The sequence below is a fragment of the Laspinema olomoucense D3b genome (assembly GCF_025370785.1).
Taxonomy (GTDB): Bacteria; Cyanobacteriota; Cyanobacteriia; order Cyanobacteriales; family Laspinemataceae; genus Laspinema; species Laspinema olomoucense.
Map to the genome: position 1 here is coordinate 1 of NZ_JAMXFA010000016.1, position 14,929 is coordinate 14,929.

The window sequence follows — 14,929 nt, forward strand, 5'->3', positions numbered from 1 at the left end:
ACAACTTGGCGAATTGTCCATAATATTGAATCAACCTTAATGAAAACTGGGAAATTTAATATTCCTGGAAAGAAAGCTTTGCTCAACGGGTTTGGGCATCCCGAAGTGGTGGTAATGGATGTCACAGAGACAGCTATAGAGCGTCCCAAAAAAAAGCAGAAAAAATACTACTCAGGAAAGAAAAAATGCCACAGCCTAAAAATGCAAGTGGTCATCAATCAAGAAACTAAAGAGATTATTTGCCTAAATTTTGGACCGGGACATTGCCATGATTTCAACTTGTTTAAAAAAAGCCAGGTCCATTTTAATCCAGAAACCGAGAGTTTACAAGATAGTGGATATCAAGGAATAAAAGATTATCATTTTAATAGCTACACTCCTAAAAAGAAACCTAAAAATGGGAGTTTGTCGGCTTTACAAAAAGACTACAATCGGGCTTTAGCTAAAGACAGAATAGTGATTGAACATATTAATAGGAGTCTAAAAATTTTCAAAATTTTGTCAAGTCGTTATCGAAATCGTCGCCGTCGTTATGGTCTCCGTTGTAATTTGTTGGCAGCACTTTACAATTATGAGTTGGCTCTGGGGTCTAAAATTCAAAATTTTTCATTATAACATAGATTTTTTTTGCAAGAGGTCTAAAGTAAAAAAAGGGGGAGAATGTAGGATTTTGTTGCCAGAAAGGGGAAAAGGTGGGATAATGGGGGATTAAAGTACCCAAGACTAAGAGCCAATAGAGGAGCTATGGAGATTCATGAAGCCTTGCAGTGGACGGATGAGTTGATTTTTGCCAAAACTGGAAAGCATCTGGACTCTCTGCAACGGGCTATCTTAGAGGGTGTATGGGAACACAAGGGATATCAGGATATTGCAGAGGAATACCATTGCAGCAACGATCATGTCCGGAAGTCAGCCTCGGAATTATGGAAACTCCTGTCCGAACTGTTGGGAGAGGATGTTAAAAAGAAGAATCTACGATCGCTCGTTGAAAATCAGTTTTTTTCTTATTCCGATGATGCCGTGCATATTGGAAATAATATAAATTTATGTAGCGATTTATACAATAATTCTAAAAGAAAGAAAAACCGATCGCCCTCTACCCCCAAAAACCAATCAGAACCTCGCCACGACCTTAGCCAAGCCCCTGAAAATCTCCGCTTCTACGATCGCACAAACGAACTGGCGACTCTTAAACAATGGATACTGACCGAACAAAGCCGGATTGTTACTCTCACTGGACTTTCTGGTATCGGTAAAACTGCCCTGGCTAGACAACTGGTGGAAGAGATTAAAGATAACTTCGATCGCATCCTGTGGCGCAGTCATCGCAAATTCCCCACCCTCAACGCTCTGCAAAGCCATATCATCGAATTTATCGCCCCAACTTCCCCCATCCAAAACCCCTCACTCATCAACTATTTAAACTCTCGTAACTCTTTTTTAGACTATCTCAGAACCCATCGCTGCTTAATCATTCTTGACGATTTTCAAGACACTTTGACCCCTGGGGAGTTAGTCGGAAATTACTGCCCCGGATACCAAAACTATGGTCGCTTCCTCGAAGAAATGGGCCGATTTTCTCATCAAAGTTGTTTGTTGCTCCTCAGTTGGGAACAACCTCTAGAAATTGCCACCCTAGAAGCGGAAGACTGCTCCTGTAAAAGTCTACAATTGGCCGGCTTAGGGAAATCAGCCAGCCAACTCCTCACCGCCAGAAAACTCCAGGACAAACCTCAATGGTCACGGCTGATTGAACTTTATAATGGCAACCCTTTATGGTTAAATATCATCGCTACAGCTATCCTGGAGCTATTTGACGGGAGTGTGGAAAAATTCCTCTCCTATCCTCTCCTATATTTAGGTAATATAGAACCGCTCCTCAAACAACATTATCAACGGCTCAGTGAGTCTGAGCAAGTCCTGATTCGGTGGTTAGCCAACCAAGAACAACCCGTAGAGATTAGCCAGAACCCTCCCGAATTTTTATCAAATTCAGACTTTTTCAAGGCGATTCAATCCCTGAAAAAACGAAATTTACTGCACAAATGTTCGACTTTAACCCTAGACACAGTGATGCAGCACTATGTCAGAAACTTGAGTCTTTAAGGTTGACACAAAGCTGGGTTGTATGATGTTAGGATATAGCGGTTGCCGAACTTATGGGATACAGATGCTATGAGGAGTGGGGTAAGCGGAACTATACTATGCTCGTTACTTACTTCAATAAGGCACTAAATATCTGTATTTCCTGAGTCCAGTAACCGCTAGGATTCATTTAAAATCAAATAAGGTATTAAGTAACTTTGTATAATTTTTTCTGTGGAGTCTATAAAGTTGGTCAGAATTGCCTGTCATTTTCGGCTGCGGCAACGGGGCGATCGCAGCCAACGTTCCCCGACTGCTGCCGCAGAGGATTGTGCGACCCTAGGCAATCCCGCACTCATTATCCCTAATATCAACAGCATCAAGCTCAATAGCACGCTTAAGATATAATAAAATCCGGGCTGATATCTTGTGGCAATGTTTCCCTTAGCTCCTTGCATTCGCTTCCCTAACCCTTCAACTCTCTCCACGTGAGTCTCTAGCAGCGATCCGGTGATTCCTGAAAAACCCTAGAAAGATTTAAGATTTCCAGCTCGACAAAAGCGGCAAAAAAGTGTTACAGTAGAGAGATTCCCAGATGAAAAATTTTAAAAATATTTTAACCCCTGCTGTCCTAAAATCCAAAAAATTGTTTATGATAGAGGTATAGAAGTTGAAGGAACGCGGTAAAAATGGCGAAACGAGGTAAGATCCTGAAATCCCACCCCCTGATCAGCACCAACCGCATGATCTCAGCCATGAATTACCCCCCCGTCAAACTTTGAAAATGGGTAGCCTAGATTACAATTAACCCGCTCAAACCCGAGCAGGAATCGTCATCCCAGACCACTCATCAAAACCCGGTAATTGAATCCATAACGAGCCTATCTAAATGTTAATGTTGTGGTACTAGAGAGATAGGAAAAGAATTAACATGAACAGCAAAGTCACCAACACTCAAGAACTCGAACAATTGATTCAGCGCGTCAAAGCGGCCCAAGAAAAATATGCCACCTACAGTCAGCAACAGGTGGATGAAATTTTCAAAAAAGCCGCTCTAGCCGCTAACGCCGCCCGAATTCCCCTGGCTAAGAAAGCCGTGGCCGAAACTGGGATGGGAGTCGTGGAAGACAAGGTGATTAAAAACCACTTTGCCTCAGAAATTATCTACAACAAATATAAGCACGAAAAAACCTGCGGCATTATTGAAGAAGACAAATCCTTTGGCTTCCAAAAAATTGCCGAACCCGTGGGAATTCTGGCGGGGATCGTCCCCACAACGAACCCCACTTCTACAGCAATTTTCAAAGCCCTGCTGGCCCTAAAGACGCGGAACGGGATTATTTTCTCTCCCCACCCCCGGGCTAAAGAATGCACCCGAGATGCGGCAAAAATCATCCTGCAAGCGGCGGTAGAAGCGGGAGCGCCCGAAGACCTGATCGGCTGGATTGACGAGCCTACAGTGCCGTTATCTCAGCAGTTGATGCAGCATCCGGAGATTAAATTAATCCTAGCAACCGGCGGTCCGGGTATGGTGAAAGCGGCCTATTCCTCGGGACATCCGTCTTTAGGCGTAGGTGCGGGGAATACTCCTGCGGTGATTGATGAAACTGCCCATATTAAAATGGCTGTTTCCTCCATCATTTTGAGCAAAACCTTTGACAATGGGATGATTTGTGCCTCAGAACAATCGGTGATTGTGGTGGATGAGGTGTATGAAGAAGTCAAACAGGAGTTTAGCGATCGCGGCGCATACTTCCTCAATCCCGAAGAACGGCAAAAACTTGGCAACAAAATCATTGTCAACGGACGCTTAAATCCGGATATTGTCGGACAATCCATCCAAAAACTGGCTGAAATTGCTGGAATTTCCGTGCCCGAAGAGACGCGGGTCCTGATTGGGGAAGTGGAAGAGATTTCCGAAGCTGAACCCTTTGCTTACGAGAAACTCTCCGCTATTTTAGCCATGTATCGGGCGACAGATTTTCATGATGCCGTCCATAAAGCCCATGACTTAGTGCAATTTGGCGGGCGGGGACATACTGCGGTACTCTATACATCTCCGGCGAATACCCAGAATATCCACGAATTTGAAGGGCAAATGCAAACGGCGCGGGTGCTGATTAATACCCCCTCCTCTCAAGGGGCGATCGGTGATCTGTATAACTTCCGCCTCGACCCCTCCCTCACCCTCGGTTGCGGTACTTGGGGAGGCAACTCCATCAGCGAAAACGTTGGTCCCCAACATTTGCTCAACATCAAAACCGTCTCGGAACGCCGGGAAAATATGCTTTGGTTCCGGATACCGCCCAAAGTGTACTTTAAATATGGTTCCCTCCCGATCGCCCTGCGGGAACTCGCCGGAAAACAACGGGCTTTTATCGTCACCGATAAACCGTTATATGACCTCGGTATTACCAAGTCCGTGGAAGATGTCCTGGAAGAAATTGGGCTCAAATATGACGTCTTCTTTGATGTCGAACCCGACCCCTCTCTCACTACGGTGAACAAGGGACTGGCGCGGATGAACTCCTTCAAACCCGATGTGATTATCGCCCTCGGGGGAGGTTCCCCGATGGATGCGGCGAAAGTCATGTGGTTGATGTATGAACATCCAGAAATTGAATTTGAAGGACTCGCCACCCGGTTTATGGACATCCGCAAACGGGTGTACGAACTGCCGCCATTAGGCATCAAAGCGATCATGGTTGCCATTCCGACAACCTCGGGAACGGGTTCTGAAGTCACCCCCTTCGCCGTCGTCACCGACGATCGCACGGGAATCAAGTATCCCCTGGCGGATTATGCTCTCACTCCGAACATGGCGATCGTTGATCCGGAATTGGTGCTAAATATGCCCAAAAAACTCACCGCCTACGGTGGCATCGACGCCCTCACCCATGCTTTAGAAGCCTACGTTTCCGTCTGTGCTTCCGAGTTTACCAACGGATTGGCCTTAGAAGCAATTCGCCTGCTGTTTAAGTATCTGCCTTCCGCCTACAAAAACGGGGCCAAAGACCCGAAAGCGCGGGAGAAAGTGCATTATGCTGCGACGATCGCTGGGATGGCATTTGCTAACGCCTTCCTCGGGGTCTGTCACTCAATGGCACATAAACTGGGTTCGACCTTCCATGTCCCCCACGGATTAGCCAACGCCTTGATGATTTCTCACGTCATCCGGTATAATGCTACGGACACGCCATTTAAGCAAGCCATCTTCCCGCAATACAAGTATCCTAATGCTAAATGGCGGTATGCGCGGATTGCCGATTATCTCGGACTCGGTGGGGATACCGAACAAGAGAAAATCGAGAAATTGGTAGAGGCGATCGAGAACCTCAAGAAAGAGTTGGACATCCCTCTGACCTTGAAAGAAGCCCTGTCTGGGGATGACAAAGCCTTCTACGAAGAAGTCGAAGAAATGGCGGATCAGGCATTTGACGACCAATGTACGGGTGCAAATCCTCGCTATCCCCTGATTCGTGACCTCAAGGAGTTGTATGTCCTCGCCTACCGAGGTTGCCGCATCGATTCCGCTTTGTATCATCAAGAATCCCAGGAAGAGGTGTTACAAGGCAATGGTGCTGATGCTGTAACTTCTCTCATCCAGCCGATGATGGTGGAAAGTAACTCATAATATCACTTGAACCGGCCCGAAAAAAGCCCGCCTGTGCGGGCTTTTTTCTTGGGGAGGCGATGGCTAAGGGTTATCTGGATTAGCTGCTAAAACAGAGGCTAGATGTTCTATAAATTCCTCAGTGCGCGGAATCCAAGGACTCACCTGATTTTCATCAAATCGGACAAATTCCATATAATCAGCTTCTTGACGAAGATCGAACAAGAGATTATAAACTCGGGCCAAATGGGTTGGGACGATGCCCGTTTTGACATAATACCGATTAAAAAAGCCTCGGACACCTGAATGCTTCGACGTGGACAAACCATCTCGAACCAGCAAAGCACAGATTGCATAAAAGCAACTGTAATAGAGGCGATTCACACAAGCATTTCAATAAGCGGATTCAGCGAGAATGCGAGCTTCTTGTAATGTTTCTTCTGATCTGGCCATCCAATAGCTAATCTGGGCGTTAACCGAGTCTGTCAAAGCAGTATTCCTTCTTTTTGAATCGATTTATAAAATGAAGTGGACTGGTAAAGTGGAGTTTGCCAGTCTTGACGACTGCGGACAATAGAGGTGAGGACTTCGCCACAGTCCCATTCCAGATGATATAAGCGATCGCGGACTGCTAAGGAGCGATCGGGGTTAACCTCACCATTCAGCAGAATCAGAAAATCCCAATCCGAGTCTGATGCGGCATCCCCACGCGCACGGGAACCAAATAAGATGATTTCGGCTTCCGGTTCGACTTCGCGGACTGTTTGTTTGAGGCGATCGAGCAATTCTTGTTGATTCATGGGAGTCTTTGGAATAGGAAATCAGGTTGAGAGATTAACATTCTTTGCGCTGAAAATCCGGTGCTAAGTCGAGTTCATCATGATTAATGGGGGAGAGGACCAGATCGATTGTCATGGGTCTCATATCAACCCTGATTTTCGTGGAATCAAAGGGTTCATTACTTGTTTCCTCTTCCTCCTCAATCTCTAAGTCGAAATCTGGGAATTGTTCTGTTTTATGCTCGTCTTGTGCCACGCTTACTCCTTTGGGATATGTCCCCGTGATTACCCTCCTGTTTAGGCTCGGTATCAGTCCTTAAGCCAAGGGGGGGCAGGATGATTGTTTCTGATTATATCAGGGAACACCGTTTGTTCACATCAGAAACCTGGTTTCTTGGCTTAGACTTGATACGCTTTAGTTCCAAAACCCGATGCTTTCCCTGTTTCCCGGCAGGAGTTCCCTTGGGTTATAGATCAGTCTGCTACAACGCTCGGTTAATCGTCACCTGTTTCAAAGTCAGCCGATTCCTGTTTTTATATACTTTACTTCTCAAGTGAGAGAGCAATTGATCGCCCCTGATATGACTTGAAATGAAAGGGAGCCAGTCCAGGCGATGCGATCGCTAAACATCCTCCGAAGCAAATAGGATGTCTTGGCCTAATTACTCTCTATCCTCGGATAGATATTTGATTAATTCTTGTGTTCACTTAAAGGAGGACTTAAGTGAAAATTTGGTGTTTTCCCTTAAAGTTGCGTTAAAAAAGTGCAGATAGACTGACTTTGAGGGCTAAATTAATCTCTCAAGGGTCAGGGTATTTTTACATTTAAGTAAGACTCATCTCCTGTCAGTTCATAGATTCAACCTTGAAAAAAGGGGGTTTTCCATCCCCCAGTTTTTTGGGAGGGACTCCCGAGGAAATCTTTTCGGCTTTATCTGGAAACTTATTACTAGGTAAAGATTTCAAGGTTTCCAGAGTGAGGATAGTTTGACCGATCGCCCCCTTGATGAGGTCAATTCCCAACCTATCAATCCCCCGAGTAGAACCCTCGCAGATAGGGGCTATGCCCCGCTATTTCAACAACTTGGATAAATTTATTGGGTGGAGTGGTCAAATCCGAAACCATCGTGTAACATTACTTCATATCTCGAAATTTCGATTGTTCACATATAAGGAAAAACCTGATGACCTCTAAAATTTGGAACGGTTTCAACAAAAAGGTTGCTATGTTTTTGGGTGTAGCAGGAACGAGCTTACTGGTGGGGCTGCCGGTGGTAGCCGGGGTTAGCAACGTATCAGATAATGCCCCTCTTTCTAGGGATGCGAATGCAGAATCTATGACGGAAACTCCCGCAAGCACAACGGAAATGAGTCAACAGACCATTGCTGAAATTGCTGCTGGTAGCGAATCCTTCACCACCCTCACCAGCGCTTTAGAAGCAGCCGGTTTAACGGAAACTCTCTCGGGTGAAGGTCCCTTCACCGTTTTTGCACCCACCGATGAGGCTTTTGCCGCTTTACCCGAAGGCGCTTTAGAGCAGTTATTGCAGCCGGAAAACCGCCAGCTTTTGGTTCAAGTTTTAACCTACCATGTCGTAGAGGGTTCAGTCATGTCTGGGGATTTGAGCACCACGGAAGTTCCCAGCATTGAAGGGCGGTCCATCAATGTGACAGTGGATGAGGGTAGTGTGATGGTCAATAGTGCTAATGTGGTTCAAGCCGATATCGAAGCCAGTAACGGCGTTATCCACGTCATTGACCAAGTAATTCTACCGCCTCAAATGTAGGAAGAGTTGCCATAAAGGTAGCAACAATCTACTGAATTACCACCCAAGGATTGAGTCAGTTTGGTTGGGAGTTTAGCTGGGAGATGATAACTCTAAACTCCCTTTTTGCCATGAAAGGGGACCGTTTACTTTGATAAATTTTCCCAATCTTCCCGCAAAATGGCATAAAGTTTCATATCATGAAAGCTGCCTTTAATAAACATCTGTTGACGGAGGATTCCCTCAAATTTCATGCCAATTTTTTCCATAACCCTTGCGGAGGCGTGGTTAGGGAGTTTACATCGCCCTTCAATTCGGTTTAAGTCGGTTTCCTGAAAGCCAAAGGCAACTACAGCTTTTACGGCTTCGGGCATATATCCTTGACCCCAATAGGGTCTAGCTAAGGCATACCCTATTTCAGCGTGATGATGAGCTTGAACCCTATTGACCAAACCACAAGTACCAATTAATTTGCAGTCGCTTTTATGGATAATACCCCAATCCCAATTTTCTTGAGTTTGATATTTTTCCACGATAGAATTTAAAAAAATATGGCTGTCTTCTAGGGATTGATGCGGAGTCCAAGTTGTGTATTGGGCGACTTGAGGGTCGGAGGCATACTCAAACAGATCCGGTGCATCCTCTAGGCGCATTTTTCTAAGAATGAGGCGATCGCTTTCCAGGGTTGGCAAGTCAGGATATAGGGGTAGAGTCATGGGGATAATCTCCTAACAGGGTTCTCACTGTATGACGGGAGTACCGATCGCCCTTGAGGGGGGCGAGTGTAACTCAATCTGACTCTGAGGTAAAAACTAGAGTTATGGATTGACATATTCTAAGCTTTTAAGGACTTTAACTTGTTCCTCCAACTCTAAAAAGAGTTGATATTCTCCTGCCCATTCTAAATATTCTAAATCTCCCCCTTCCATATCTTCGGCCCTCAGTTTATTTTTCAACTGATGAGAGGGTTGGTTATATTTATCTTCAAAATAATCCAGTCTTTTTTTAGTAAATTTTAGACTTTTTTCAAGACGCTCTAGTTCAGAGGCGATCGCTCTTTTTATTAAATCCATCACTCGGTCTGGATTATCCGTTTTAAGAATAATTTCTGCCACATTCTTACCTCTTCATGCTCTGCTGTTCCAGTATAAACCAAGAGCTCCTCCCTGAGGCGACTCCTCTAACCTAGGGTTTCCCAAAGGCAGCGATCGCCACTGGCCTCAACTTAAGCTACCATTACGGGGTCTCTACCAGTACAATAAAATTGATCCATTACCGTTAACGGGTTTCCGATGAAGCTGAGTCTTTGCACAATTGTCAAAAACGAAGAAGCTACCCTTCCCAAATGTCTTGCCAGCGTCAAGGATCTGGTGGATGAAATCGTCGTTCTTGATACCGGATCCACCGATCGCACCGTAGAAATCGCCCAGGAGTTTGGGGCTTATGTTCATCACTTCGACTGGTGCAATGATTTCGCTGCGGCGCGAAATGAATCCCTCAAGTACGCCCAAGGGGACTGGATTCTTGTATTAGATGCGGATGAAGTGTTAACCCCCGAAGTTGTCCCCCAAATCAAAGAATTAATCAACGGACGTGGCAACTTTCAACCGAAACCCTATCTTTTAATGAACTTAATTCGCCAAGAAGTTGGGGCGCAACAATCCCCTTATTCCCTGGTTTCCCGGTTGTTTAGAAATCAACCGGGAATCCAGTTTGAGCGGCCCTATCATGCCATGATTGATGATAGTGTACAACGGATTTTACAGCAGCCATCCAATCAATGGCAGGTGGGTTCGTTGATGGAGGTAGCCATTTTACATGAAGGGTATCAAGCCGAAGCGATCGCCTCCCGAGATAAATGGACCCGGGCTAGAGAAGCAATGGAATCCTATCTCGCTGCCCATCCGAACGATGCTTATACTTGCAGTAAGCTGGGAGCATTGTATGTGCAGACGGGAGAGATTAAACGAGGGATGGAGTTATTAAAACTCGGATTAGCCGCCAGTACAAGGTTAGAACCTCTGGTTCTGTATGAACTGCATTATCATTTGGGAATTGCCTATACGCGCAAACAGAAACTGAGTAAAGCGAAAGCGCAGTATGAAAAAGCGATTGCCCTGCCCATTTTAGAACCCCTCAAATTAGGTTCGTATAATAATTTGGGGAATCTCCTGCTAGAAACCGGAAATCTTACCGGAGCGATCGCCACCTATCAAAAAGTCTTACAAATTGACCCCTCCCTGAGTTCCGCCTATTTTAACCTGGGAATTGCCCTGAAAGAGAAAAAGCAAATTCCCCGGGCGATCGCCGCCTATCAAAAAGCCATTCAACTCAATCCTAACTATGCCGAAGCCTACCAAAATCTGGGCGTTGCCTTACTCAAAGGCGGCAATATTTTAGACGGATTAGAAGCATTTCGCCGAGCAGTTTCCCTCTATGAACAACGGAAATCCCCGCACGGTCCAGCCTTGCGCCAAAGTTTAAAAGATATGGGATTTAAAATCTGAGGACCACACTTAAATCCAGTGAAACCTATTGTCCAGCGGTTCTTCGGGTTCATCCGTGGGGGTGATGAAGGGGGATAAGGCCATACAATAAAAAGAATCAATAACGTGAGTTTCAACAGCGAGGAAAACAGATGGTAGAGGGAGTTTTACCCGGAGATTTAGCCTGTGGTTGCCTGAGTACACTGATCCCAGAAGAACCCGACCCGGTGTCGGTTCCGGGACCGACACCGGGACCTCCTGCCGGTGATGCCTTAAACCCCCAAGACTTTCTCAACCTCCAGGATGACCCCCTGCGTCCCGATGATTTTAGGCTGACTTCGGGACAACTCGCTGAACGCCCAGGGGGAGTCAGAGCTTTGGCGGGCGATGATACAGTCATCGGTTCCACATCCAATGAACTGATCAACGGCAATTTGGGCAACGATGTATTATTTGGGCGAGGGGGTAACGAAACCTTGCGCGGTGGACAGGATAATGACGCCGTTTACGGAGAAGAAGGCGATGATATTCTCAATGGCAATCGCGGGGATGATTTAGTCACCGGAAGTCGAGGAAACGATCTGGTTCGCGGGGGTCAAGACAACGATTTGCTGATAGGTGGGGAAGGAAATGATACCCTAATCGGTGATTTTGGACTTGATCGCATGGTGGGGGGAAGTGGTACGGATTTATTTGTCCTTCGCACCGATGCCGCCTCCACCAATCCCGAACAAACCGATATTATTTTGGATTTTAATAACGATCGCATTGGACTCACCGAAGGCGTAGCGGCCAATGATTTGGTCTTTCAACCCTTTACTCGGGAGTTACCAGCCGAACTCGCTATTTTGCAAACCTATACAACCGATGATGTTTTAGTGTTAAGTGAATTGTCCCCCGGTCAACTGGATCCGAATAATAATGGAGATATGGAAGGGACATTAATTCAACAGGAATCTACAGGAAGAGTGTTAGCTTTTGTGCTGAATGCCACCGACAGCGAACTGCGAAGGGCGATCACCCCAGTGCCGCCCGAGATTATAGCCCTGGGGTAACTTGCCCAGGCGATCGTCCTGGTCCTCAGCATTACTGCGGGGGCAATTCTAGGGGAATTTGACCTAACAATCCCTTGCGGAAATCATTCAAAATTTGCCGCGCCGCCCGTTCCACATCTCCTTCATATCGGGAGTCGGCAAAATTATGCAGATAATCTTCCCCCGTAATGGGGAGGGGGTCAAGTTTATAGCGCGATCGCAACGCCTCCCGTGGCACCAGTCCGGTCCCGATTTCCTCAATCTCTTTCACCATCTCCACAAATGCCGACGCCACCCGTTGATTATCATAAGCTGCCTCCCCAATATCGTCACAAATGGCCAACTTTAAGGCAGCATTTTGGTCCTCTAACCGACTGGGAATCACCCCGGGCGCATCTAACAACTCCAGTTCATCGGAAATCCGCACCCAACGCAGTTGGCGCGTCACCCCCGCACGTCGGGCGCTTTCCACCACGCGACGCCCTAATAAGCGATTAATTAACGCCGATTTACCCACATTGGGAAACCCAATCACCACCGCACGAACAGCGCGAGGGCGCATCCCGCGATCGAGACGACGTTGATTCAGGGCAATCCCCGCCTCCTTCGCCGCCTTGAAAATCGCCTTCACCCCCGTCCCATCTTGCGCATTAGTAAAGTAAGGCGTTTCTCCCTGACGTTGAAACCACAAATGCCAGCGATCGCGCAGGGGTGGCAAAATCGTATCCACCCGATTAATAATCAAAACTCGGCTTTTACTCCCCACCCACTGCGGCACCTGGGGATGATGGGTAGACAAAGGAATCCGCGCATCCCGGACCTCCAACACCACATCCACCAGCTTCAATTGTTCCGCCAGTTGTTTTTCTGCCTTAGAAATATGGCCGGGATACCATTGAATATCAGGAGTTGTCATTGTTAAATACTTGATAAATGCAAGATGTGGGGATGGGGGAGGATGGGGAGATAAGGGGGATGGGGAGGATAGGGAGGATGGGGAGGATAGGGAGGATAGGGAGGATAGGGAGATAGTACATCTCGTATCAGGGCTTCAGCCGTGAGACGCACTTCTTGCGGCTCTGCCGCCTGCTACAAGACTGGAGGCAGAGCCTCCTATTATGCGTGACTCGCTTAAGCCAAGTCACGAGGACCAATCTCCCCTATCTCCCCCTGCTTCCCCTGCTTCCCCATCTCCCCTATCCTCCCCACCTCCCCCATCCTCCCCATCTCCCCCACTTCCCCTACGGGACAATCAACACGGGACAAGGGGCCAGATTAATCACGCGATTGGTGACGCTATCGGCGAGACCCTCTTCCGTCAACCCGATCCCGCGACAGCCCATAATCACGAGATCCGCATTAACTTCGTCCGCCACGTCGCAAATGATAAAGGCGGGTTTTCCTTCCCGTTCGAGGGTTTCCGCTTCGATACCTAGCTTAGAAAACATGGACTGAGCATTTTTGAGTAATTCTGCGATCGCCTCCGGGGTCATCACCCGTTCTGGGGGTGGGGGTTCCTCTCCCTCCACCGAAACCTCATTCACAGACAACAAAATTAAGCGCGAGTTGAAGGTTTTGACCATTTGGGCCACGGTATCCGCCGCTTCACGGGACTCGCGACTTTCATCGATCGGAAAAAGAACAGTTTTAAACATAGCAGCCGTGTTTAGGACGCACTCAACGATAAAATGTTTACGGCAAACCTTCCAGACAGAGAGAGACTCATCTATCTTGACCCCATCAATGAGGTCAGTTTTGGGGTATGCCTCGGCGCAGGAGTTAAATCCCACGCGCTATAAGCCGATTTTCTAGAAAATAGACCAAAAAACGCAATTAGGAGGGATCTTCATGCCCAAGAAAACTGTAGCAAATTTGTCAGCCTCAGACCTATCCGGTAAACGGGTGTTAGTCCGTGCCGACTTTAATGTACCCCTCGACGATGCTGGTAACATCACCGATGATACCCGGATTCGGGCAGCATTGCCGACGATTCAGGATTTAACGGGTAAAGGGGCCAAAGTAATTCTATCTAGCCACTTTGGACGTCCCAAGGGTCAGGTGAATGAAAAAATGCGCCTAACCCCGGTTGCCAAGCGCCTCTCGGAATTATTGGGTCAAGAAGTCATCAAATGCGATGACTGCATTGGCGATGAGGTGGCAAGCAAGGTCCAAGGCATGGAAAACGGCCAAGTTGCCTTACTGGAAAATGTCCGCTTCTATGCTGAAGAAGAGAAAAATGACCCAGAATTTGCCAAAAAGCTGGCTTCTGTGGCCGATTTGTATGTGAATGATGCCTTTGGTACGGCCCACCGTGCCCATGCTTCTACCGAAGGGGTGACCCATTACCTGAGTCCCTCGGTTGCTGGGTCTTTGATGGAGAAAGAACTGCAATACCTGAAAGGGGCGATCGAAGAACCTCAGCGTCCTTTGGCGGCAATTATTGGCGGTTCCAAGGTTTCTAGCAAAATTGGTGTCATCGAAACTCTTTTAGAGAAGTGCGATAAACTGCTCCTCGGTGGTGGGATGATTTTCACCTTCTTAAAAGCGCGGGGAATCAGCGTGGGGAATTCCTTGGTGGAAGATGACAAACTAGAGTTAGCTAAGTCATTGGAAGCGAAGGCAAAAGAACGCGGCGTGGCGATGTTATTGCCGACCGATGTGGTGATTGCGGACAAATTTGGTGCAGATGCCAATACGCAAATCGTCAGCGTGGAAAATATCCCTGATGGTTGGATGGGATTGGATATTGGTCCGGACTCCGTGAAAACTTTCCAAGAAGCTCTTGGCGATTGCAAGACGGTGATTTGGAATGGACCTATGGGTGTATTTGAAATCGACAAATTCGCCAAAGGAACTGAGGCGATCGCCCATACTTTATCCGAACTGACCCCCAAAGGTACCACCACGATTATCGGCGGTGGCGACTCCGTGGCAGCCGTGGAAAAAGTCGGATTGGCCGATAAAATGAGCCACATTTCCACCGGCGGCGGTGCCAGCTTAGAATTACTTGAAGGCAAAGAACTCCCCGGAGTTGCCGCCTTAGATGAAGCCTAAGCATTGGGATATTTAGACCGGGTTTGATACCCAGTCCTAGGGTGTAACACTGCCTGGAAAGAGGATAACTCTTTCAGGAGTTGAGTAGGGGTAATTTGATGAATTATCCCTA

15 protein-coding genes are annotated in these 14,929 nt (G+C 47.1%); 8 read left to right on the top strand and 7 right to left on the bottom strand.

Annotation, left to right across the window (positions count from 1 at the left end):
• The 4 genes from NG792_RS13490 to adhE form a co-directional block, all read left to right on the top strand.
• Window positions 1-615, top strand: a 615-nt coding sequence (locus NG792_RS13490) for an IS5 family transposase (protein WP_261235724.1), incomplete at its 5' end; no start/stop codon positions are given.
• A gap of 129 nt (window positions 616-744) precedes the next feature.
• Complete coding sequence (locus NG792_RS13495; protein WP_261235725.1) at window positions 745-2,106, top strand: helix-turn-helix domain-containing protein; 1,362 nt, start codon at window positions 745-747, stop codon at window positions 2,104-2,106.
• Window positions 2,107-2,319: 213 nt separating this feature from the next.
• Entirely contained in the window at window positions 2,320-2,493 is a 174-nt protein-coding gene (locus NG792_RS13500; RefSeq protein ID WP_261235726.1) for a hypothetical protein, read from the top strand.
• 523 nt (window positions 2,494-3,016) lie between these two features.
• Window positions 3,017-5,719 carry a bifunctional acetaldehyde-CoA/alcohol dehydrogenase gene (gene adhE / locus NG792_RS13505; RefSeq protein ID WP_261235727.1) on the top strand — a complete coding sequence of 901 codons (2,703 nt, stop codon included), beginning with the start codon at window positions 3,017-3,019 and terminating at the stop codon, window positions 5,717-5,719.
• A gap of 63 nt (window positions 5,720-5,782) precedes the next feature.
• Here adhE and NG792_RS13510 read toward each other — a convergent pair whose 3' ends face one another.
• From NG792_RS13510 to NG792_RS13520, 3 genes are all read right to left on the bottom strand, one after another.
• Window positions 5,783-6,082, bottom strand: a complete 300-nt coding sequence (locus NG792_RS13510; protein WP_261235728.1) for a HEPN domain-containing protein — start codon at window positions 6,080-6,082, stop codon at window positions 5,783-5,785.
• A gap of 101 nt (window positions 6,083-6,183) precedes the next feature.
• Window positions 6,184-6,498: a nucleotidyltransferase domain-containing protein gene (locus NG792_RS13515; protein ID WP_261235729.1), complete on the bottom strand. Its 315-nt coding sequence runs from the start codon at window positions 6,496-6,498 to the stop codon at window positions 6,184-6,186.
• A gap of 34 nt (window positions 6,499-6,532) precedes the next feature.
• Window positions 6,533-6,733 (bottom strand): hypothetical protein, encoded by a 201-nt coding sequence (locus NG792_RS13520; protein WP_261235730.1) that lies wholly within the window; start codon window positions 6,731-6,733, stop codon window positions 6,533-6,535.
• Window positions 6,734-7,661: 928 nt separating this feature from the next.
• Between NG792_RS13520 and NG792_RS13525 the strand changes: the two genes are divergently transcribed.
• Window positions 7,662-8,264, top strand: a complete 603-nt coding sequence (locus NG792_RS13525; protein WP_261235731.1) for a fasciclin domain-containing protein — start codon at window positions 7,662-7,664, stop codon at window positions 8,262-8,264.
• A 125-nt stretch (window positions 8,265-8,389) separates the two neighbouring features.
• Here the strand turns inward: NG792_RS13525 and NG792_RS13530 are convergent, their stop codons facing one another.
• Both NG792_RS13530 and NG792_RS13535 read right to left on the bottom strand, forming a co-directional pair.
• Entirely contained in the window at window positions 8,390-8,959 is a 570-nt protein-coding gene (locus NG792_RS13530; RefSeq protein WP_261235732.1) for a GNAT family N-acetyltransferase, read from the bottom strand.
• 102 nt (window positions 8,960-9,061) lie between these two features.
• Complete coding sequence (locus NG792_RS13535; protein WP_261235733.1) at window positions 9,062-9,358, bottom strand: hypothetical protein; 297 nt, start codon at window positions 9,356-9,358, stop codon at window positions 9,062-9,064.
• Window positions 9,359-9,535: 177 nt separating this feature from the next.
• Here NG792_RS13535 and NG792_RS13540 point away from each other — a divergent pair, with 177 nt between their 5' ends.
• A complete protein-coding gene (locus NG792_RS13540) occupies window positions 9,536-10,750 on the top strand; it encodes a glycosyltransferase (protein WP_261200800.1) in 1,215 nt (404 codons plus the stop codon).
• 131 nt (window positions 10,751-10,881) lie between these two features.
• Window positions 10,882-11,784, top strand: a complete 903-nt coding sequence (locus tag NG792_RS13545; RefSeq protein ID WP_261200799.1) for a calcium-binding protein — start codon at window positions 10,882-10,884, stop codon at window positions 11,782-11,784.
• 31 nt (window positions 11,785-11,815) lie between these two features.
• On the opposite strand, the gene ylqF is transcribed toward NG792_RS13545, so the two are convergent.
• Both ylqF and NG792_RS13555 read right to left on the bottom strand, forming a co-directional pair.
• On the bottom strand, window positions 11,816-12,679 hold the full coding sequence (ylqF, locus tag NG792_RS13550; RefSeq protein ID WP_261200798.1) for a ribosome biogenesis GTPase YlqF: 864 nt from the start codon (window positions 12,677-12,679) through the stop codon (window positions 11,816-11,818).
• A 325-nt stretch (window positions 12,680-13,004) separates the two neighbouring features.
• A complete protein-coding gene (locus NG792_RS13555; protein ID WP_261200797.1) occupies window positions 13,005-13,418 on the bottom strand; it encodes a universal stress protein in 414 nt (137 codons plus the stop codon).
• A gap of 193 nt (window positions 13,419-13,611) precedes the next feature.
• Between NG792_RS13555 and NG792_RS13560 the strand changes: the two genes are divergently transcribed.
• Window positions 13,612-14,817, top strand: coding sequence for a phosphoglycerate kinase (locus NG792_RS13560; RefSeq protein WP_261200796.1), 1,206 nt, complete (start codon window positions 13,612-13,614; stop codon window positions 14,815-14,817).
• The last annotated feature ends 112 nt before the right edge of the window (window positions 14,818-14,929 follow it).